General features: G+C 68.9%; 16 protein-coding genes and 1 pseudogene. 6 read left to right on the top strand and 11 right to left on the bottom strand.

Annotated features, from left to right (window positions below; translation table 11 throughout):
• Positions 1-70: 70 nt before the first annotated feature.
• The gene (locus AB4Y91_RS02070) at positions 71-808 is read right to left on the bottom strand and encodes a sirohydrochlorin chelatase (protein WP_441416911.1); all 738 of its coding nucleotides are present in this window, start codon (positions 806-808) and stop codon (positions 71-73) included.
• 60 nt (positions 809-868) lie between these two features.
• On the opposite strand from AB4Y91_RS02070, the gene AB4Y91_RS02065 reads away from it, so the two are divergent.
• Together AB4Y91_RS02065 and AB4Y91_RS02060 are read left to right on the top strand one after the other, a co-directional pair.
• The gene (locus tag AB4Y91_RS02065; protein WP_441416910.1) at positions 869-1,540 is read left to right on the top strand and encodes a trimeric intracellular cation channel family protein; all 672 of its coding nucleotides are present in this window, start codon (positions 869-871) and stop codon (positions 1,538-1,540) included.
• Positions 1,541-1,553: 13 nt separating this feature from the next.
• Complete coding sequence (locus AB4Y91_RS02060; protein WP_175321387.1) at positions 1,554-1,982, top strand: hypothetical protein; 429 nt, start codon at positions 1,554-1,556, stop codon at positions 1,980-1,982.
• Positions 1,983-2,104: 122 nt separating this feature from the next.
• Here the strand turns inward: AB4Y91_RS02060 and AB4Y91_RS02055 are convergent, their stop codons facing one another.
• The 5 genes and pseudogenes from AB4Y91_RS02055 to AB4Y91_RS02035 all read right to left on the bottom strand — a co-directional run bounded on the left by AB4Y91_RS02055 (position 2,105) and on the right by AB4Y91_RS02035 (position 6,540).
• On the bottom strand, positions 2,105-2,524 hold the full coding sequence (locus tag AB4Y91_RS02055; protein ID WP_441417834.1) for an endonuclease domain-containing protein: 420 nt from the start codon (positions 2,522-2,524) through the stop codon (positions 2,105-2,107).
• A 267-nt stretch (positions 2,525-2,791) separates the two neighbouring features.
• Positions 2,792-2,908, bottom strand: a pseudogene (locus tag AB4Y91_RS02050) (type IV toxin-antitoxin system AbiEi family antitoxin domain-containing protein); the annotation flags it as partial.
• 390 nt (positions 2,909-3,298) lie between these two features.
• Complete coding sequence (locus AB4Y91_RS02045; protein ID WP_441416909.1) at positions 3,299-4,399, bottom strand: polyprenyl synthetase family protein; 1,101 nt, start codon at positions 4,397-4,399, stop codon at positions 3,299-3,301.
• Complete coding sequence (locus AB4Y91_RS02040; RefSeq protein ID WP_441416908.1) at positions 4,396-5,736, bottom strand: geranylgeranyl reductase family protein; 1,341 nt, start codon at positions 5,734-5,736, stop codon at positions 4,396-4,398. The genes AB4Y91_RS02045 and AB4Y91_RS02040 overlap by 4 nt, the downstream gene beginning before the upstream one ends.
• A gap of 12 nt (positions 5,737-5,748) precedes the next feature.
• Positions 5,749-6,540 (bottom strand): demethylmenaquinone methyltransferase, encoded by a 792-nt coding sequence (locus AB4Y91_RS02035; RefSeq protein ID WP_441416907.1) that lies wholly within the window; start codon positions 6,538-6,540, stop codon positions 5,749-5,751.
• An 87-nt stretch (positions 6,541-6,627) separates the two neighbouring features.
• Here AB4Y91_RS02035 and AB4Y91_RS02030 point away from each other — a divergent pair, with 87 nt between their 5' ends.
• The 4 genes from AB4Y91_RS02030 to AB4Y91_RS02015 all read left to right on the top strand — a co-directional run bounded on the left by AB4Y91_RS02030 (position 6,628) and on the right by AB4Y91_RS02015 (position 10,701).
• Entirely contained in the window at positions 6,628-7,953 is a 1,326-nt protein-coding gene (locus AB4Y91_RS02030; protein WP_441416906.1) for an isochorismate synthase, read from the top strand.
• Between the two features lie 243 nt (positions 7,954-8,196).
• Positions 8,197-9,003, top strand: coding sequence for an ABC transporter substrate-binding protein (locus tag AB4Y91_RS02025; protein ID WP_441416905.1), 807 nt, complete (start codon positions 8,197-8,199; stop codon positions 9,001-9,003).
• A 104-nt stretch (positions 9,004-9,107) separates the two neighbouring features.
• Positions 9,108-9,899 carry an amino acid ABC transporter permease gene (locus AB4Y91_RS02020; protein WP_441416904.1) on the top strand — a complete coding sequence of 264 codons (792 nt, stop codon included), beginning with the start codon at positions 9,108-9,110 and terminating at the stop codon, positions 9,897-9,899.
• A gap of 4 nt (positions 9,900-9,903) precedes the next feature.
• Complete coding sequence (locus tag AB4Y91_RS02015) at positions 9,904-10,701, top strand: amino acid ABC transporter ATP-binding protein (protein ID WP_175321393.1); 798 nt, start codon at positions 9,904-9,906, stop codon at positions 10,699-10,701.
• A gap of 100 nt (positions 10,702-10,801) precedes the next feature.
• Here the strand turns inward: AB4Y91_RS02015 and AB4Y91_RS02010 are convergent, their stop codons facing one another.
• The 5 genes from AB4Y91_RS02010 to AB4Y91_RS01990 form a co-directional block, all read right to left on the bottom strand.
• Complete coding sequence (locus tag AB4Y91_RS02010; RefSeq protein WP_441416903.1) at positions 10,802-11,755, bottom strand: hypothetical protein; 954 nt, start codon at positions 11,753-11,755, stop codon at positions 10,802-10,804.
• Positions 11,756-11,969: 214 nt separating this feature from the next.
• A complete protein-coding gene (menD, locus tag AB4Y91_RS02005) occupies positions 11,970-13,673 on the bottom strand; it encodes a 2-succinyl-5-enolpyruvyl-6-hydroxy-3-cyclohexene-1-carboxylic-acid synthase (RefSeq protein WP_441416902.1) in 1,704 nt (567 codons plus the stop codon).
• 20 nt (positions 13,674-13,693) lie between these two features.
• Entirely contained in the window at positions 13,694-15,445 is a 1,752-nt protein-coding gene (gene argS / locus AB4Y91_RS02000; protein ID WP_441416901.1) for an arginine--tRNA ligase, read from the bottom strand.
• A 139-nt stretch (positions 15,446-15,584) separates the two neighbouring features.
• On the bottom strand, positions 15,585-17,675 hold the full coding sequence (locus AB4Y91_RS01995; protein WP_441416900.1) for a PhoX family protein: 2,091 nt from the start codon (positions 17,673-17,675) through the stop codon (positions 15,585-15,587).
• Between the two features lie 158 nt (positions 17,676-17,833).
• Positions 17,834-18,868, bottom strand: a complete 1,035-nt coding sequence (locus tag AB4Y91_RS01990) for an o-succinylbenzoate synthase (protein ID WP_441416899.1) — start codon at positions 18,866-18,868, stop codon at positions 17,834-17,836.
• Positions 18,869-18,870: the final 2 nt, after the last annotated feature.

Below are 18,870 nucleotides of genomic sequence, written 5' to 3'. Positions count from 1 at the left end.
CGACTGTAGGGGTGGCCGCAATGGCGTCACAAAGGGTCAGAAACGCGGGGTCACCTAGGGCAACATTTCGTCATGAAGCGCTGCCGGCGACCGCCGCGTCATAACGCGCCAGAGCAATCTCGGCGAGCACCGGGGAGGGCAGCAGCGGTGCGGTGATCAGGTCGGCACCGGCCTTGGCGAGCTGGTCGTGGAAGAACCCCGGGGCGAGCAGGTAGGAGGCGATGACCACGCGGCCGCCCAGGTCCACCGCTCCGGCGGACAGCCCCGCGCCGGCGCCTCCCGCCGCCTCCTCGCGGAGCATGGCGACGGCGTCCGGCACCGACGGCGTCGCCGAGGCGCCGTATGCGGCCACGATCCGGTTGGAACGGAGCGAGCGCAGTTGGCCCGCGAGTTCCTCGACGTTTTCCGCGGCGGTGGCGTCGGAAGATCCCGCGGCAGCGAGGATCACGGCGTCGTTGTCGGTCACTCCGGCCTCGCGCAGCCGCTGGTCCAGTAGCGCCGCGAGCCGCGGGTCGGGGCCCAGCGGCGCCGCGGCGAGGGTGCCCGGCCGGCTCTTCACGGCCCGGGCGATGTCCACCTTGACGTGGTACCCCACGCTCAGCAGCAGCGGCACGACGACGGCGGCTTCCCCCGCCGGGAGCCCCGCCACCACGGCCGGCAGCTCGGGGTCCTGAACATCGACGTAGGCTTCGCGGACGTCGAGCCCGGGGCGCAGCGCGGCGATCCCGGCCCGCAGGGCATTGACCTCCGCGGCCCCCTGGGTGCTGGAGGTGCCGTGGGCGCAGGCGATCATGATGGGGCTATTCATAGCCGTTAGCGTAACCTTGGAGCCGCCCCATCCGCCCCCTGCAACCGACCGGGACGCCCCATGACCTTCTCCTTTAGCCTCGTTATGGTCTGGCTGGACCTGGCCGGCGTTTTCTTCTTCGCGGTCTCCGGTTCGCTGCTCGCGGCGCGGAAGCAGTTCGACATTGTCGGGTCCCTGCTGCTGGCCTCCGTGGTGAGCCTGGGCGGCGGCGTCATCCGCGACATCATCATCAACGCGGGGCCGCCGGCGGCCTTTACCAACCCCGCGTACCTCGCTCCCCCGCTGCTGGCCACGGTGTTGGTGTATTTCCTGTTCTCCAGTGTCCAGCGCTTCACCTCGCTGCTGGTCCTGTTCGACGCCGGCGGGCTGGCCCTGTTCTGCATCACCGGAAGCCTGAAGGCCCTCGCCGCGGGCATGCACCCGGTGGCGGCGGTGCTCCTGGGGGTCACGACGGCGGTTGGCGGAGGCTTGCTGCGGGACATCACCGCCAACGAAGTGCCGCAGCTCTTCGACCCCAAGGACATCTACGCCCTGCCGGCGTTTGCGGGGGCCGCGCTGACGGTGGCGTTGTCCGTCTCCGGGGTGTTCACCGCGGTGACGGCGAGTGCGGTGGCGGCCGTGGTTTTCGCCTTCCGCGTAACCGCCTGGCGGCGCCACTGGTACGTGCCGCTGGCGGTCCGCGGCTGGCACCGCCTGGGCCTGGACGCGGCCGAAAGTGGACCCCGGGATTAGCTAGGATAAGAGCATGACTGACATGTTCCTCGAGAAGTTCCGCGCGCTTGTTCCGAAGTATCTCGAAGACGAATGGCAGGAAGAGGACGGGCTGCCGGCAGACGAGCTGGATGCGGCCCTGGCCGAGCACCAGTTCCAGGTCCCGCTGGTCCTCCGGGAGTTCTACCTGGCCCTCGGCGGCTGCGAGGACCTGATGGAGGCCTACCACTACTTCTGGGACCCCGAGGAACTTGAGGTCGACGACGAGGGCTTCCTGATGTTCCTCGAGGATGAGGAAGAACAATTCACCTGGGGCTTCCGTGTGGGCGATCTTAGCGTCCCGGACCCGATCGTGTACCGCCGCAACAACGCCCGCGGCCAGTGGAAGAGCGAGGAAGGCACCTTCTCCGAGTTTGTCTTCGACATGTTCGAGTGGGCCTTCAACGAAGAGGACGAGGACTAGAGCCCCCTCCCGGCTGCCCACGCCCCGGGGCGCCGAGTTTCCCCAGGTTTGAGCCGGCCGGCCGGCGTGTTGCGCAGAACCGCCGGTCCATTGCGGCCCTTGCTGACCAAACATGGGGAGATTTAGTGGACGACCCTGCCGCGCAGCACCTGCCACACTTCCGCGACGATCTTCTCCGGGTTGAAAACGACGTCCCGGTAGCCATACCTCAACACCGCGTACCCGGTAAGGGTGCTGGCGTTGTTGCGCCGACGGTCTTTCTTGACCTGCGCCGGTTCCAAATGCGTGCCGCCGTCGATCTCCACAATGAGGAACCCTTCCAGCAGGAAGTCAACGATCCCGATCCCCGGGAGATCGACCTGGGTCTGCGTGAAGATCCCTTCGCTCCGGAACAGGAGCCTGGCTACAACTTCGATCGCGGATCCTGCCGAACCGTCCACCAATTCCAGCGCCGCCCGGGCCGAACCGTTGCGGTTGCCGGGAAGATGCCCTCTGAGATATTCGAGAGTGGTTCGACCCTGCAGGAGGGCGCTTTCCACCATGACCACGGATTCCATGGGCGGCCGACATCGCAGGGCGTGCAGCAGAGTATCCGTCAGCCCAGCCACGGGCCGCGGGAACTCCGGCGGGACCACACTGCCCCGGTGGACAACCACCCCGAAGGCCGAACCATGGCGGCAGAAAAGGTGCAGCTGCGCCGGTTCGTGGAGTCTCCAGATCCTGTGGTGTCCCGCCGCCGAGACACAGGACAGCAAGCCATTAGCCAAGACTGCGGCCACCAGGTCCGGCGCCGCACCCGGCAACGCAACGACACCATGGCGCAACCGCAGTATTTCCCCGGAGGTAAGCAAGTTGCGGATACTCCGTTCCGAGAACCCAGCCTGAAGCAGCGTTCCGGTCCGTGCGACCGAGCCGGCAAATTTCATGTAGGTCGTGACATCCATGCGTCCAGCAGACCTGCCCACACCCACAGCGGGGAGGCTGCCCGGCTGCTATGTGGACAACTGGCGGGCTGCTTCTCCCCAACTTCGGAGACGCCCGACGGCGGGTCGTCGCGACTTGCCGGTAATCCGAGGTCCGCGGCGCCCAAAACCGGGGAGAGTCCCCCGCCCCGGCCACCCAGCAAATCCGTGACAGGCAATTTACAGAATCACTAGACAATATGACACGACTGTCATAAAGTTGTTCATGGGTCACCAAATGCCTCCGGTGAATCTGATGCGAACGGAGAAATGGCCCCGGTTCCGCACAACGGACGACTCGTAACGTTGTGAGGAACCGGGGCCATTCCGGTTTAAGACCCAGGCGGGATACCGCTAGCTGCTGCGGTCCACCACGGCGTGCGCGAAGCTGGTCAGCGAATCCTTTACCACGCCCGCGGGCAGCGGCGCGAGGGCGGCAATGGCCTCGTCGGCCCAGGCCCGCGCCACAACCCAGGACTCGGCGGTGACGGGGTGTTCGCGCAGCCCGGCGACGGCGGCGGCGAGGGCCTCGTCGGAGCTGAGGTCGCCATCGATGAGCTGCAGCAGCTCCACGGCGGACTGGTCGCCGTCGGCCGCGGCCTTGCGCAGCAGCAGGACAGGCAGCGTCGGCACGCCCTCGCGCAGGTCGGTGCCCGGGGACTTGCCGGACTTGACCTTGACGCCGGTGACGTCGATGACGTCGTCGGCGAGCTGGAAGGCGACGCCGACCTTTTCGCCGTACTCCACCAGCAGCGCCTCGTAGGATTCATCCGCTCCCGAGAAGATCGCACCGAGCTGGCCGGAGGCCGCCACCAGCGAACCGGTCTTGTCCGCGATCACCGAGAGGTAGTGCGCCACCGGGTCCTCGTCCGGGCGCGGCCCCACGGTCTCGTGCAACTGGCCCAGGCAGAGCCGCTCGAAGGTGCGGGCCTGGATGCCGAGCGCCCGCGAACCGAGCTCGGAGACCAGGATGGAGGCCCGGGCGAAGATGAGGTCGCCGGTCAGCACGGCAACGGAGTTGCCCCAGACCTCGTGCGCGGTGGGGGCGCCGCGGCGGAACGGGGCGGAGTCCATCACGTCGTCGTGGTACAGGGTGGCCAGGTGCGTCAGTTCGACGACGACGGCGGCCTGCACCACGGCCGGCAGCGAGGCATCACCCAGGTGGGCGCAGAGCAGGGTCAGCAGCGGCCGGATGCGTTTGCCGCCGGCTTCCACGAGGTGGCGCGACGTTGCGTCAGCCAGCGGATCCGAGTTGGCGATGGCCTCGCGCAGTTTCTTCTCCACGCGCGCGAGGTTCGTGGTGATGGCCGGGCCGAGTTCCGGGTCCCCGGCGATGGCCGCAAAACCGGCCGGCAGCTGCAGTCCGGTGGCGATGGCGGTGGTGTTGAGGCTGGGTTCGGAGCCCGGCAGGCCGTGTCCGGCGTGCGTCCAGCTTTGGTCTGCAGAGTTGGTCACGGGTTAACCCTAACTTTTTGTTGCGGAATCCGCGGATTTGAGTCTGGAACGGGCCGGGTATTGGAGGTGGCCGGGACCAGGGCTTCCAGGACCCGGATCATCCGGTCCTCGATCCCCTTGGCCGAGGGGTCGGTCAGGTTGGCCAGCAGCCGGACGACGAACTTCATCAGCACCGGAAGGGGCATGCCCGTCCGGAGCGCCAGTTTCATCACGGCCGGCCTGCCGATCACGGCAGCAAAGGCCCGGCCCAGGGTGAAGTGAGAACCCCACTGATCCCTTACGAAGTCGGCGTAGCCGGCGAGGTGGGCGTCGGCGTCGGCCCCGTTCCAGGCCGCCGAGGCGGAGCGCGCCGCGGTGTCGATGATGAACTCGGCCGCGAAACGGGCCGATTCCATGGCGTAGGAGATGCCCTCGCCGTTGAACGGGGAGACCATGCCGCCTGCGTCGCCCAACAGCAGCAGGCCCGGCGAATAGTGCGGGGTGCGGTTGAAGCCCATCGGCAGCGCGGCGCCGCGGATCTCGCCCACCTGGTTCTCCGGCGTGAAACCCCAGTCCGCGGGCATCGCGGCGGTCCACTCGCGCAGCACCTGCTTGTAGTCCAGCTTGCCGAATTCCTTGGACGAGTTCAGGATGCCCAGGCCCACGTTGGAGGTGCCGTCGCCGACGCCGAATACCCAGCCGTAGCCGGGCAGCAGCTTGCCGTCGCGGCCCGGAAGCTCCAGCCAGCCTTCCATCCAGTCGTCGTCGTGCCGCGGGCTCGTAAAGTAGGTGCGGACGGCCACACCCAGGGGGCGGTCATCGCGCTTGTGGATGCCGAGCGAGACGGCGGTGCGGGTCGAGTTCCCGTCCGCGGCGAGGACGACGTCCGCATTATAGTCCCGCGTTTCGCCGGTTTTGCGGCCAGCGTCGTCAAGCAGCGCGGCGCGGACGCCGGTGACCCGGCCGTCCTCGGAGCGCAGCGCCTCGGTGACGCTGTGGCGTTCCAGCACGACGGCGCCGGCCGACTGCGCGTGCCGGGCCAGCTCCTCGTCGAAGCCGAGGCGGGTGCGGATCAGGCCGTACTGCGGGAAGTCGGAGACCTCGGGCCAGGGAAGTTCTATGGTGCGGCCGCCGGCAATGAGCCGCAGGCCCTTGTTCCGCCGCCAGCCCTCGCTTTCGGGGTGCGGCAGGCCAAGCTTCTGGATCTCCCGGACCGCGCGCGGGGTCAGCCCGTCGCCGCAGACTTTTTCCCGCGGAAAGCTCGTCTTCTCAAGCACCGTGACGTCGAGGCCGGCCTGGGCAAGGTAGAACGCGGCGGTGGATCCTGCCGGACCAGCGCCGACGATCAGTACTTTCACGGCAGCTGTCGGCTAACGTTCGGGCCGGGTGATGTTGCGGCGCAGCTTGGCCACGGGGCCGGTGTGGTTGGCCAGCGCGGCGGCGCCCGCAGCGGGTCCGGCAGCCGGGCCCGCGGGCTTCTGGGCGCGGTGGACGGCGACGATGCCGCCACTGAGGTTGCGGTACGTGACGGACTCCCAGCCGGCTTCCTGCAGCCAGGCGGCGAGGTGGTCCTGGTCCGGCCAGGCGCGGATGGATTCGGCAAGGTAGACGTAGGCGTCCGGATTGGAGGAGACCTTGACGGCGATCGCGGGCAGCGCGCGCATCAGGTACTCGGTGTACATGGTCCGCCAGAGCGGCACCACCGGCTGGGAGAACTCGGCGATGACCAGGCGGCCGCCGGGCTTGGTGACCCGGAGCATCTCGGCAAGGGCCTTCTTGGGCTCGTTGACGTTGCGCAGGCCAAAGGAGATGGTGCTGGCGTCGAAGGTGTTGTCCGCGAACGGCAGTCGGGTGGCGTCACCGGCGATGAAATCGATGTCCGGGCGGCGGCGCTTGCCGACCTTGAGCATGCCGAGGGAGAAATCGCAGGCGATCACGTCGATGCCGGCGTCGGCGTACGGCTCGCTGGACGTACCGGTTCCGGCGGCCAGATCCAGCACGCGCTGGCCGGGCTTCACATCCATGGCTTCAACGACGACCCTGCGCCAACGGCGCGTCTGTCCCATGGACAAGACGTCATTGACGACGTCGTATTTGGGGGCGACGTCGTCAAACATCGTGGCTACTTCGTCCGGACGCTTATCCAAGGATGCTCGGTTCACCCCGTTATTGTCTCAAATCTTCGACGCACCCCCTAACCACGGGCCGGGCCGGGGCGCGGCGCGAGGCGGGAGTAGTGTTATCTCATCATGACGAGCGCGTTCCATACCAGAATTATCAGGACCCTGACAGTCCCCCTCGATGCCGATTCGTTCCCCGGGGGGCTGCCGTCGTTTCTGGTCCGTGACGACGTACTCTGCTGGACGCGACGCGAGGCCGGCCTGGTCGGCTTCGGCGAGGTGGCCCGGTTCAGCGCTACCGGCCCCGAGCGGTTCCTCGAGGCGGACATCTGGTGGCGGCACCTGGTCCTCGAGGCGGACATCACCGACGCCGTCGGCTGCCCCGGCACCGGCCCGGTCGCCTTCGGCTCCTTCGCCTTCTCCAAAGTTTCCGAACACGCCTCCCGGCTGATCGTCCCCGAAATCGTGGTGGGCCTGCGCGACGGGAAAGCCTGGCTCACCCAGCTCACGTTCGACGACGGCGAGCTCACCGAGGCGGGCGCCCGCGCCGCCCTGCGGCGCTGGCTCGACGTGGACGGCGCAGCGGCGCCGGGGCAGACGCCGTCGCGGGAAGCCAAGCTCAGCACCGGGTCCCTCACCGAGGCCGACTGGATGGCCGCCGTTGCCGAGGGCGTCGCCGAAATCCGCACCGGGGCGCTGGAGAAGCTGGTCCTGGCGAGGGACATTGTGGCCACCCTGCCCGACGGCGTGGACGCCGCCGAGATCCTGCGCCAGCTCGCGGTCCGGTACCGCGAATGCTGGACCTATGGCGTGGACGGGCTGGTGGGATCCACCCCCGAAATGCTGATCCAGGTCGAGGGCCGCACGGCTCAGGCGCGCGTCCTGGCCGGGACCCTAGACCGGCGCGACGCCGAGGGGATGGCCGGCTCGCCGATGGAGTTTGCCGAGCGCGTGCTGGCCGGGTCCGAGAAGCAGCGGCATGAGCACGACATTGCCATCCAGTCGCTCACCACGCAGCTGGCACCCTTCTCCGAGGCCATGAACGCGCACAGCGAGCCGTTCATCCTGGAACTGCCGAACGTCTGGCATCTGGCCTCGGACGTGAAGGCCGAACTGACCGAGGTGGAAGGCCATGTGCCCACCTGCCTGGCCCTGATCAACGCCCTGCACCCCACGGCCGCGGTCTGCGGCACCCCCACCACCGTGGCCGGAGCCCTCATCCGCAAACTTGAGCACCTGGACCGCGGCCCGTACGCCGGCCCAGTCGGCTGGCTCGACGCCGCCGGCAACGGCGAGTGGGGCATCGCGCTGCGCGGCGCGGTCATCGAGGGGCCGGACACCGTCCGGCTCTATGCCGGCTGCGGCGTCGTCGAGGGCTCCGTCCCCGAGGCCGAACTGGCAGAGACGTGGGCCAAGTTCCGGCCGATGCTGGAATCCCTCGGCATCAGCAGCTAGCCATCAGCAGCTGGCCCTGGGCCCCGACGGGCCGCTTGGCCCGCTTGGGCCGCCTCGGCGGGGCCGCCCCGGCCCGCGCGGGAATCCGTAATCACAGACAACCGCCGGGTGCGGCCCCTTGATATTTGGCGGCAATTAGTTATCCAATAGTGAAACTAAGTTTCCTGTGATGCACATCTCTTATTCGGCGATAGACTACAAGTCGTTTTGGACTCGCATGCCCCTGCAACAAAAGGTAAAGAAATGCTGATCTCCCGTTCCTTCCTGGCCGGCTCCGCGGCCAAGGCGGCTGCCCTCGTGGCCGTCGGCGCCCTTGCCCTGACCGGCTGCAGCTCTTCCGGCGGCTCGACGACCACCGATTCCGGCGTCAAGCTGATTGAATCCGGCAAGCTCACGGTCTGCTCGGACATCCCCTACGAGCCGTTCGAGTTCGTCAAGGACGGCAAGAACGTCGGCTTCGACATGGATCTGGCATCCGAGATCGCCAAGGATCTCAAGGTTGAGCCGAACGTCCTGACCGTGGCCTTCGAGGGCATCCAGTCGGGCCAGGCCTTGAACACCAACCAGTGCGACGTCGCCATCTCGGGCATCTCCATCACCGATGCTCGCAAGACCGTCATGGACTTCTCCACCCCGTACCTCGACGACGACCTCTCGCTGCTCGTGACCAAGGCGTCCGGGCTCAAGACCCTGGCCGACCTCAAGGGTAAGAAAGTCGGCGTCCAGCAGGGCACCACCGGCGAAGAATACGCCAAGTCCAAGGGTCTGGAGACCATCCAGTACGAGAACACCGGCCTCCTGATCCAGGCGATCAAGACCGGCGGCGTGGACGCTGCCATCAACAACCAGTCCGTTCTGGGCTTCGCCGCCAAGGGCGACAACAGCCTGGTCTTCGCAGAGACCTACAAGACCGGCGAGAAGCTGGGCGTCGCGATCAAGAAGGACAACAAGGCCATGACCGAGTCCGTGGACAAGACGCTCAAGCGCCTTGCCGACGACGGCACCATGACCAAGCTCAAGACCACCTGGTTCGGCGAAGCCGCCAAGTAACCCACCCGCCCGGACCGACCACAGCAGGGCGGTTCCGGATCAGTCGTTGGCTCCGGCCGACTCCTGGCCCGGAACCGCCCCGCAACATGTAAAAGGCAAATCACATGGCAATGACTGTTCGCCAACGGGCCCGCGTCAGCCGGTCCGTTCAGTACGGACTGCTGGCACTCGCCGTCGTCCTGTTCATCCTCTTCGCCGACTGGGCCTCCATCGGCAAGGCGTTCTTCAACTGGGATTCCGCGGTCAAGCAGTTCCCGGAGATCATCACCCTGGCGCTGAAGAACACGCTGATCTACACCGCCTTGAGCTTTGTGGTGGGTCTCTCCGGCGGCCTGCTGCTGGCGCTGATGAAGCTCTCCTCGGTGGCCGTTTGGCGCTGGATCGCCACGCTGTACATCGAGTTCTTCCGCGGCGTCCCGGCCCTGCTGGTCTTCATTGCCTTCGGCTTCGGCATTCCGACGGCGTTCGGCGTCCGCTTCGACATCTACGTCACCGTGATGCTCGCACTGGGCATGGTCGCCGCGGCGTACATCGCCGAAACCCTGCGGGCCGGGCTGCAGGCCGTGCCGAAGGGGCAGCTCGAGGCCGCCCGCTCGCTGGGCATGCCCCACTGGCGCGCCATGGTTTCGATTGTCATCCCGCAGGCGTTCAAGATCGTCCTGCCGCCGCTGACCAACGAGGTCATCCTGCTCACCAAGGACTCCTCCCTGGTCTACCTCCTGGGCCTGGCAGCGTCGCAGTACGAACTCACCAAGTTCGGCCGCGACGGCATCACGCAGCCCAACGCCGGCCTGACCCCGCTGGTGATCGCCGGCGCCTGCTACCTGATCATCACCGTTCCGCTCGGAATTCTGGCCCGCCGCTTTGAATCCCACACCGCCAAGACGAAGGGCTAGGACCATGACTGAATCAACGTCATCGGCTGCCGCGAAGCAGATCCAGGCCGCCGGGGTCTCCATCAAGGACCTCCGCAAGTCGTACGGCGCCAACGAGGTCCTGAAGGGCATCGACCTCGAGGTCGCTCCCGGCGAAGTCGTGTGCCTCATCGGGCCTTCGGGTTCCGGCAAGTCCACCCTGCTGCGCTGTGTCAACCTGCTGGAGAAGCCCAACGTGGGCACCATCCACGTCGGCGGATTCGAGTCGACCGACCCGGACGTGGACATCGACAAGATGCGCCGCAAGGTCGGCATGGTGTTCCAGCAGTTCAACCTCTTCCCGCACCTGAGCGCGCTGCAGAACTGCACGATCGCGCAGACCAAGGTGCTCAAGCGCAGCCAGGCCGACGCCTCCGACGTGGCCCGGAAGAACCTGGCCCGCGTAGGCCTGGACCACCTCGCGGACCGGTTCCCGGACCAACTTTCCGGCGGCCAGCAGCAGCGCGTGGCCATTGCCCGGGCGCTGAGCATGGACCCCGAACTGATGCTGTTCGACGAGCCCACCTCGGCCCTGGACCCGGAGACCGTGGGCGACGTGCTCGCCGTCATGCGGAACCTGGCCAAGGAAGGCATGACCATGCTGGTGGTGACCCACGAGATGGGCTTCGCCCGCGAAGTCGCCGACCGGGTGGTCTTCATGGACGGCGGCGTTGTGGTGGAGGAAGGCGCAGCCGAGCAGGTCGTCAGTGCCCCCACCCAGCCGCGCACCAAGGAATTCCTCCGGCGCGTGCTCGACCCGACGCACATCGACATCGCGGAGTAAAGCGGCGGAATCCGCTGGGCGACGCGCAAAAGCCCCTGCGCTACCGGAATTCGGTAGCGCAGGGGCTTTTGCGCGTCGTGGGATCGTTTGCGCATCGCCTTCAGCATGCGGAGCGCGCACGACGGCGGGGCACGCCGGCGGCTGCCAGCTTTCGTTCCAGCCGGGCTGGCTCCATCAGGTCCGACCAGACCCACCGGACCACGCCGTTTCCCTGTGCCCGGATCCGGTTCTCCCTGTCTTTCTCGGCGACGACGGCCTGCGACGGGGTCCGGCCCAACAGAAACTCGGGCTTGACGTACTTCTCGACGCCGTCGAACTCGCCGGCAACCCGGACTCCGCCCCAGAAGTAGTCCGCGTAGCCCACGAGGCCCGCACCATCGCGAATCGCATACTGGAGTTCCGGCGCCTGGAACCCGGCTATCCGCATGAGCGCCCGGCTATATGATTCGCCTGCGGATCCGGATCTCGGATCCGCAAAATCCAGTGCCGTCAGGATCCGCCGCCGTGCCGCGGCCGAGTAATTTCCCTCGATTCCGGCCGAAAGCTGCTCCTTCGTCAAGGCTGGCAGGCGCTGCTCGACGTCAGGCCTAAGCACGTGGTCAAGCGGCACCACTGCCTCGGCAAACGGTGTAAAGGCGGCAATGTCCAGCACTGTGCGCACCCTTCCGGTCACCAATAGCCCGTCCCGTTCGACGTACTCCAATCCGGCCGGCGGCGCATAGTGCCGCAGCACGCCGGCCCGGGAGCGGCCGCCGTCGTTCTGCAGGGTTAAGGCGTGAACGGGGTGCCGGAGTCCAATAGTCGGAATCCTCCATACTGAAGCGGCGGAATGCCGGGCAAAGATCGTCGGCGCAATAAACGTCTCCGCGGCCGCACTGACCCGGACCCGGTATTGGTCCCAGGGACTCAACGCCCGCCAGGCACCCCCATCAACGTAGACGCCCTGGCGCACCCGGACCAACGCACCCGACCGGCAGCGGCTAGCCAACTCCTTGGGAGCCATTCCCCGCTGGATGTGATCGCGGGTGAGGATCAGCCTGGGCAATTTATTCATGGATCGACGGTCCCAGTCCTGCGGCGGCCGCACCATCCCGCGGCGCCAGCATGTGGACAACACGACGCGCTTCTCGTTCCGCGCTGCGCAAAGCAGCTGGCGCTGCTGGTATTCGGGCCTCGCAAGGTATTTCGCGCGTCGCCAGGCTCGGGGCGCGTCGCCAGGCTCGGGGCGCCGCGCCGGGCCGACGGCGAGTCGTAGCGAAAACCGGGTGCTACCGGCCCAGGACCCCGGCCACGGCGGCGGAGACGGCAGTGCGGATGCGCCCGTGCAGCTCGCGGAGGCCGTGGCGGTCCGTCCGCACTTCGATGATGCTGCGGCCCACCACGGGCTCCCCGAGTGCCGCCGCAAGGTCCGCCGTCGTACTGACCGCGCGGTGCGCGACACCGTACGCGGCGGCGAGGGCGGCAAGGTCAACCGTGTGCGGGGTGCCAAAAAGGCGCTCGACGGCGGTGCCGTAGCGGCCGGTCCGTTCGACGGCGCCGTGCTCCAGGAGCCCGAAGATGGCCCCGCCGGCGTCGTTCAGGACCACGATCCGCAGCGCCGGCACGGTCTCCCCCGCGCCCAGCAGCAGCCCGCCGGCGTCGTGCAGGAAGGTCACATCGCCCAGCAGCACGGTGGTTTCCTGCCGGCCGCCGACGGCGATGCCGGTGGCTGTGGCGAGGGTGCCGTCAATTCCGGCCAGGCCCCGGTTGGCGAACACCGTGGCCTGGGGCTCCTGGGGCGGGGCGCCTGCGAGGTCGACGTCGCGGATCCCGTTGGAGGAGCCCAGCACGAGCTGCCCGCGGACGTGTTCCCAGACCAGGGCGCCGACCGCCGGGCCGGTGGCGGCGGGACCGGTGAGCACCAGGTCCAGGGTGTGCTGGGCGGCGGCGCCGGCCAGCAGCCAGGCATCGAGCCAGGACGCCGGGCCCCGGCCGGCGAAGTCGGCCAGGTCGGCGAGGGTCTCCAGCGGCAGTTCGGTGCGGCGGCCGGGCTCGTACCAGGCCACCGGAACGGGCTGGTAGAGAGCGGACGGGACGTCGGCGCGGGCGAGCAGGGCCGACACCGGCCGGGACAGCGTGGGGCGGCCGAACAGTACAACCCGTTCGATCGGCTGGGCGGACTCCGGGCCGAAGTGCTCCAGCAGCAGCCGGTAGGGGCCCACCGCGTTCGGACCAAACCTGGCGTTGGAGGAGGGCTCGGCGAGCAGCGGCAGGCCATGGGCGCGGGCGAACGCCTCGGCGACCGGGCCGGCGTCGTGCCCGGCCAGGACCACTGTGAGCCGCTCGGGCAGCGCCGCGGACGCGGCCGGGAAATCCAGGGCGAGCGGATGCCGCGCGGCCTGGTGGATCCTGCGGCCGGACGCTTCCCCCAGGCCGTCGCCGGCGGCCGGGACCAGCGGGTCACGGAACGCCAGGTTCAGCTGCACCGGCCCGGGCGGGATGTCCTCGAAGGCTCCGGTGGCGGCGCTCAGCGCGGTCTCGACGGCGCGGAGCGGATTGTCGCCCGCGGGCACGTCGGCGGCGAAGCGCACATGCTCGCCGAAGAGGTCCGGCTGGACGGTGGTCTGGTTGGCCCCGGTGCCGCGGAGTTCCTCGGGCCGGTCGGCGGAAAGGACCACCAGTGGCACGGCGGCGTGGTTGGCCTCCATCACGGCCGGCAGCAGGTTCCCGACCGCTGTGCCGGAGGTGGTCAGCACGGCCGCGGGGGCGCCGGTGGACAGGGCCAGGCCCAACGCGGTGAAGCCTGCGTCGCGTTCGTCGATCCGGACCAGCAGCTCCACCCGGCCGGCGGCATCGGCCTCTGCCAGGGCATAGGCCATCGGCGCCGACCGGGACCCCGGGGCCACCACGACGTAGCGCACCCCCGAGCCGATCAGGGCCGCGACGGCCACCCGTGCAGCCTCGACCGCCCCCAGCCCGCCGCCCGCAGGCACGGCCGGTTCCCCGGCCGGGCTCACATGTTCTCCGGCGTCTCGATGCCCAGCAGCTCCAGGCCGCTGGAGAGCCGCCGCAGGACCAGTCCGCACAGGGCCAGCCGCGATTCCCGGACCGTTTCGTCGGCCTTGAGCACGGGGCATTGGTCGTAGAAAGAGGTGAAAAGCTGCGCGAGCTCGAACAGGTAGGCGCACAGCCGGTGCGGTTCGAGCAGTTCGCCGACTTTCTGCAGCGTCGCGTCGTATTCGAGCAGGTGCAGGGCCAGGGCGCGTTCGGCGGGTTCGACGACGGCGATCGCCGCCGCGGGCGCCGCGGACGCGGCGGCGGCGCCGTCGAGGTGCTGGTCCAGTGCCCCGGCCTTGCGCAGGATCGAGCGGATCCGGGCGGCCGCGTACTGGACGTACGGGCCGGTGTTTCCGGTCAGCGCGAGCATCCGGTCGAAGTCAAAAACGTACTCGGTGTCGTGCCCGGTGGAGAGGTCGGCGTACTTGACGGCGCCGATGCCCACCTGCCGCGCCGTGACCGCCCGTTCGGCGTCGCTGAGCTCGGGCCGGCTGGCGTCGATGACGGCGCGGGCCCGGTCCACGGCCTCCTGCAGCAGCGCCATCAGCTTGACCGGGTTGCCGGCGCGGGACTTGAGGATTTTGCCGTCCTCGCCGAGCACGTTGCCGATCTGGACGTGGGTGGCTTCCACCGTGTCCGGCAGCCAGCCGGCGTCGCGCGCGGTGGCCATGACCATCCGCAGGTGGACGTTCTGCGGCGCGCCCACGACGTACAGCACCCGGTCCGCCTCCAGTTCGCGGACCCGGTACCGGATCGTGGCGAGGTCGGTGGTGCCGTAGCCGTAGCCGCCGTCGGACTTGCGAATGATGAGCGGCAGCGGATCGCCGTCCCGCCCGGTGAAGCCGGCCGGGAAGGTGCAGAGCGCGCCCTCGCTGATCCGGGCGATGCCGCGCTCCTCGAGTTCCCGGCACAGCTGTGCCAGGTGCGCGTCGTAGGAGCTTTCGCCGGCAATGTGGTCGTCGGTGAGGCTGATGCCGAGCATCGCGTAGATCGCGTTGAAGTAGCGCTTCGACTGGGCCACGAGCCGTTGCCAGACCGCGAACGTCTCAGGGTCCCCGCCTTGCAGTGCCACCACACGGAGCCGGGCGCGGGTGGCGAAGCCGTCCGGGTCCGTGGCGGAGGCGTCGAACTTCGCCCGCGCGGCCTGGTAGAAGGCGCTCGGGTCATCGACCAGCAGGGCGGCCTCGGGCGAGTCCTCGCCCGCCTCGAGCCAGTGCTCGATCAACATGCCGAAGGGGGTGCCCCAGTCGCCGATATGGTTCTGCCGGATCACGGTGTGCCCCAGCGCCTCGAGCACGCGCACGATGCTGTCCCCCACCACGGTGGTGCGCAGGTGCCCGACGTGCATTTCCTTGGCCACGTTCGGGGAGGAATAGTCGACGACGACGCGGTGCAGTGGCGCGGGCTGCGCACCCCCGCCGGTGGGGGCCGGAGCGTTGAGCAGCTCCTCGATCCAGGTGCCGTCGAAGGTGAGGTTGATGAAGCCTGGCCCGGAGATCTCCACCAGGCTGCAGACGCCGTCGAGGTCCAGGGCCTCCACGATCCTCGCCGCGGCGTCGCGGGGCGGCAAGCCGACTTTCTTGGCAAGGGCCATGGCGGCGTTGATCTGGATGTCCGCGAACTGCGAGGGCCGGATCACCGGGTCCGTCTGGCGGAACTCCTCGCCGAACGCGTGGGCAATAGCTGCCTGGACTCTGGGGACAACCATTTCGGCCGGATTATTCACACTGTTCAAATTATCAGTTCCCGCCATGCCCGGACGCTCCCGCAGAAGCAACGCGGGGTCACTTCGCGCCCATCAGGACCCCCGGAATGGGCGCGAAGTGACCCCGCGTTGCTTTGAGGGGCTAGTCGTCGGCGCGGAAGACCTGGACGACTGAGGGACGCGGGATCCGGGCCTGGCCGGGCTTCGGCGTCGCACCGGCGGCGACGTAGTCCGGGAAGCGGGAGTTCTGCGCCTCGAAGCTGCCGTCCTCGCCCGGGTGCTGCACGGCGACGAAGACGTGCCGTTCCTCATCGTGGATGATGGGTCCGCAGGTCTCGGCGTCGCGCGGCACGGCAAGGAACTGCTCCACGCGGCCGCGCTCCGGGCCGGCCAGGGTGACCTTGAAGAGACCGTCGGCGTAGCCGGTGGTCGAGGGCGCGCCGTCGGTGGAAATCCACAGGTTGCCGACCGAGTCGAAGGCCAGGTTGTCCGGGCAGGAGATCGGCGAGACCTGGCTGGCCGGGAAGCCGGCGAAGTACGCGGACGTGTTCTTGGCCGGATCGCCGCAGACCATCAGCAGGTTCCAGTTGAACTTTGTGGACGTCTGGTCGCCGGCCTCGGTGATTTCCACGATGTGGCCGTCACGGTTCAAGGTGCGCGGGTTGACCTCGGTGGCGCCCTCCTTGCCGGTCTTGCCGCGGTCCGTGTTGTTGGTGCACGCGACGTAGACCTTGCCGGTATGCAGGCTCGGCTGGACGTCCTCGCAGCGGTCCATCTTGGTGGGGCCGGCCTTGTCCGCGGCGAGGCGGGTGTAGACCAGGACTTCCTCGACCGACATCCCGGACACCGTGGACTTGCCGCCCACCACCAGCGGGAGCCATTCCCCGGCACCGTCGAAGGCGCCGTCCGCGGGCAGCTTGCCGGAGCCGTCGATCTCGGCCGCCGGGGAGTCGCCGCTGAATTTGGCGACGAAGAGGTCGCCCTCGGAGAGCAGGGTCATGTTGTGCCGGCGGTCGGCCGCGGTCGTCCCGGGACGGTACTTGTCCCTGGAGACGAACTTGTAGAGGTAGTCGAAGCGCTCGTCGTCGCCCATGTAGGCGACGACGTGCCCGGAGGCGGCCACGATCACGTTGGCGCCTTCGTGCTTGAAGCGGCCCATCGCGGAGTGCTTCTTCGGCGTCGACGTCGGGTCCTGCGGGTCCACCTCCACGATCCAGCCGAAGCGGTTGCTTTCGTTGGCGTAGCCGGGGTTGCGGGTATCAAAGCGGGGGTCATCGAGCTCCCACTGGCGGGCCGTGGGCTTGCTGGTCAGGCCGTAGCGCTTGTCCGCGGCGGACGTTCCGGCGGAGACGAAGTAGCCGTTGAAGTTCTCCTCGCCGGAGAGGATGGTGCCCCACGGAGTGGTGCCGCCGGAGCAGTTGCCCAGGGTGCCCTTGATGGTCCGCCCGCCCGGGTCGGCAACGGTGGTGACGAGCGCGGTGCCGGCAGCGGGGCCGGTGAGTTCGTAGCTGGTGTCACTCAGGAAACGGCGGTTCAGCGGGGCGCCCTGGACGTAGCGCCACGGCTGGTTCTTGTTCTTGCGCTCCAGTTCGACGACGGTGAGGCCGTGGGCGGCGCGCCCGATGGCCCGGGTCTCGGCGGCGTCGAAGCCGGCCGGGAGCATGATGCTCTCGTTGGTGTACTCGTGGTTGGTGAAAAGCACGGCACGGCGGCCCTTGGCGTCGAGCGGCAGGATGTCCGTGTAGTCGTTGTTGTAGCCGAACTGGCGGACCTGCGCGGCGGCGCTCTGGCGGTCCACGTCGAAGGCGGGCGAGTCGTTAAAGAGCGGGTCGCCCCAGCGGATGATCGGCTGCCAGCTGAAGCCTGCCGGCACCGTGAACGCGTCGACGGCGGCGTCCACCGGGGCAATGGCGGTGAACTGCAGCTTGGACTTGCCGAAGCCGGACTTGGCGGCCGCGGCCAGGCCGGGGCCACCGGCGGCGGCCGGTTCCGCAGAGGTCACGGCGTTGCCGAAGACGACGGCGAGCGCGCCGGCGGCGCCGAAGCCGAGGGCGGCGCGGCGGGACATCGTGGCGGAGGCAATGTCGCGGAAGTAGCCGTTCGAGCTGCTGTTGCAGACCTCGCCGGAGCAGGCGTTGTCGCACTTGAGTGCACAGGTCACGGGGCTGCGCTTGCCCTTGGTGTGGCCCAGCATGGGCAGCAGGGAGAACTTGCGTCCGGAGGAGACAGACATGGGTGGGACCTTCCAGGGCAGAGGGATGCGTCCCCCCACCCTGCCAGCGCCGGACAACGCGGAGCAGTCCCCAAGGTGAAAATCGGGTGAACGCTCTCGGTTCCCGCGAAGCCCGCCGGTTGCGTCGTAAACGCCCTTTTCGGCGCCGATAAGGGCCGTTACGGAGCAGTCGTTGTTGCCAGGAGGGCGTAGACGCGCCGGAGCCGGTCCAGCCACCAGTCCCTCCGCTCCGGCGCTGCGGCGTATTCCGACAGCAGGCCCGGGTCGACGGCGACGTCGCGGAGGCGGATGGCGCCGTCGTCGGGGACCAGGGAGTCACGGGTGACATCGGCGGCGAGCAGCGACACGGTCCCCAGCCCGCAGGCGTAGGGCAGTTCAGGCAGGGCGGCGGCGAGCGCCAGCCCGGCGCGGATCCCCACGGAGGTGTCCAGGGCGGAGCTGACGACGGCGGGCAGGCCGGCCCGTGCCACGATGTCGAGGGCACGCCGCACTCCCCCCAGGGGTGCCACCTTCACCACAACCAGGTCCGCGGCGCCGGCGCGGGCCACCTTGAGCGGGTCTTCCTCCTTGCGCACGCTCTCGTCCGCGGCGATCAGCACCGGAACGCCGGCGGCCCTGAGCCGGCGGCGCACCTCCGCGAGGCCGGCGATGTCCGGCACCGGCTGCTCGGCATATTCCAGTCCGACGGCGGCCAGCCGGGTCAGTGCCTCGACGGCCGCGGGGACGTCCCAGCCCCCGTTCGCGTCGACCCGGATCGCGGCGTCCGGCAGCGCGGCGCGGACGGCGGCCACCCGGGCGGCGTCTTCGTCGAGCGTCTGGCCGGTCTCGGCGACCTTGACCTTGACGGCGTCCACCCGGCCGAAGCGGGCCAGGATGTCCGGCACCCGGTCGGCAGCGACCGCGGGAACGGTGGCGTTGACCGGGATGCTGTCCCGCAGGGGTTCCGGGAAGCCCTGCCAGCCGGCCTCGACGGCGGCGTAAAGCCAGCGGGAGGCCTCGGCGTCGCCGTACTCGGGGAACGGGCAGAACTCCCCCCAGCCGAGCGGGCCCGGGAGCAGCAGGGCCTCGCGCTCCATGATGCCCCGGAATTTCACCCGCATCGGCAGGGTCACCACCCGGGCCAGGTCCAGGAGCTCCTCCACGCCGCCGGGATTCAGGCCGGAAGGGGTGGGGCGGTCGGCAGTGATGGGCATGG

The sequence above is a fragment of the Arthrobacter sp. YAF16 genome (genome assembly GCF_052113385.1).
Classification (GTDB): domain Bacteria; phylum Actinomycetota; class Actinomycetes; order Actinomycetales; family Micrococcaceae; genus Arthrobacter.
The sequence above is the reverse complement of the archived record's forward strand: the minus strand, read 5'-3'. Positions and strand labels throughout refer to the sequence as shown.

What these genes read in the sequence shown, in the direction of transcription:
- AB4Y91_RS02020 (WP_441416904.1), top strand. Translation starts at nt 9,108, where the DNA reads ATGGCAATGACTGTTCGCCAACGGGCCCGCGTCAGCCGGTCCGTTCAG.
- AB4Y91_RS01995 (WP_441416900.1), bottom strand. Translation starts at nt 17,675, where the DNA reads ATGTCTGTCTCCTCCGGACGCAAGTTCTCCCTGCTGCCCATGCTGGGC.
- AB4Y91_RS02010 (WP_441416903.1), bottom strand. Translation starts at nt 11,755, where the DNA reads ATGAATAAATTGCCCAGGCTGATCCTCACCCGCGATCACATCCAGCGG.
- argS (WP_441416901.1), bottom strand. Translation starts at nt 15,445, where the DNA reads ATGGTTGTCCCCAGAGTCCAGGCAGCTATTGCCCACGCGTTCGGCGAG.
- AB4Y91_RS02060 (WP_175321387.1), top strand. Translation starts at nt 1,554, where the DNA reads ATGACTGACATGTTCCTCGAGAAGTTCCGCGCGCTTGTTCCGAAGTAT.
- AB4Y91_RS02070 (WP_441416911.1), bottom strand. Translation starts at nt 808, where the DNA reads ATGAATAGCCCCATCATGATCGCCTGCGCCCACGGCACCTCCAGCACC.
- AB4Y91_RS01990 (WP_441416899.1), bottom strand. Translation starts at nt 18,868, where the DNA reads ATGCCCATCACTGCCGACCGCCCCACCCCTTCCGGCCTGAATCCCGGC.
- AB4Y91_RS02015 (WP_175321393.1), top strand. Translation starts at nt 9,904, where the DNA reads ATGACTGAATCAACGTCATCGGCTGCCGCGAAGCAGATCCAGGCCGCC.
- AB4Y91_RS02065 (WP_441416910.1), top strand. Translation starts at nt 869, where the DNA reads ATGACCTTCTCCTTTAGCCTCGTTATGGTCTGGCTGGACCTGGCCGGC.
- AB4Y91_RS02030 (WP_441416906.1), top strand. Translation starts at nt 6,628, where the DNA reads ATGACGAGCGCGTTCCATACCAGAATTATCAGGACCCTGACAGTCCCC.
- AB4Y91_RS02055 (WP_441417834.1), bottom strand. Translation starts at nt 2,524, where the DNA reads ATGGTGGAAAGCGCCCTCCTGCAGGGTCGAACCACTCTCGAATATCTC.
- AB4Y91_RS02025 (WP_441416905.1), top strand. Translation starts at nt 8,197, where the DNA reads ATGCTGATCTCCCGTTCCTTCCTGGCCGGCTCCGCGGCCAAGGCGGCT.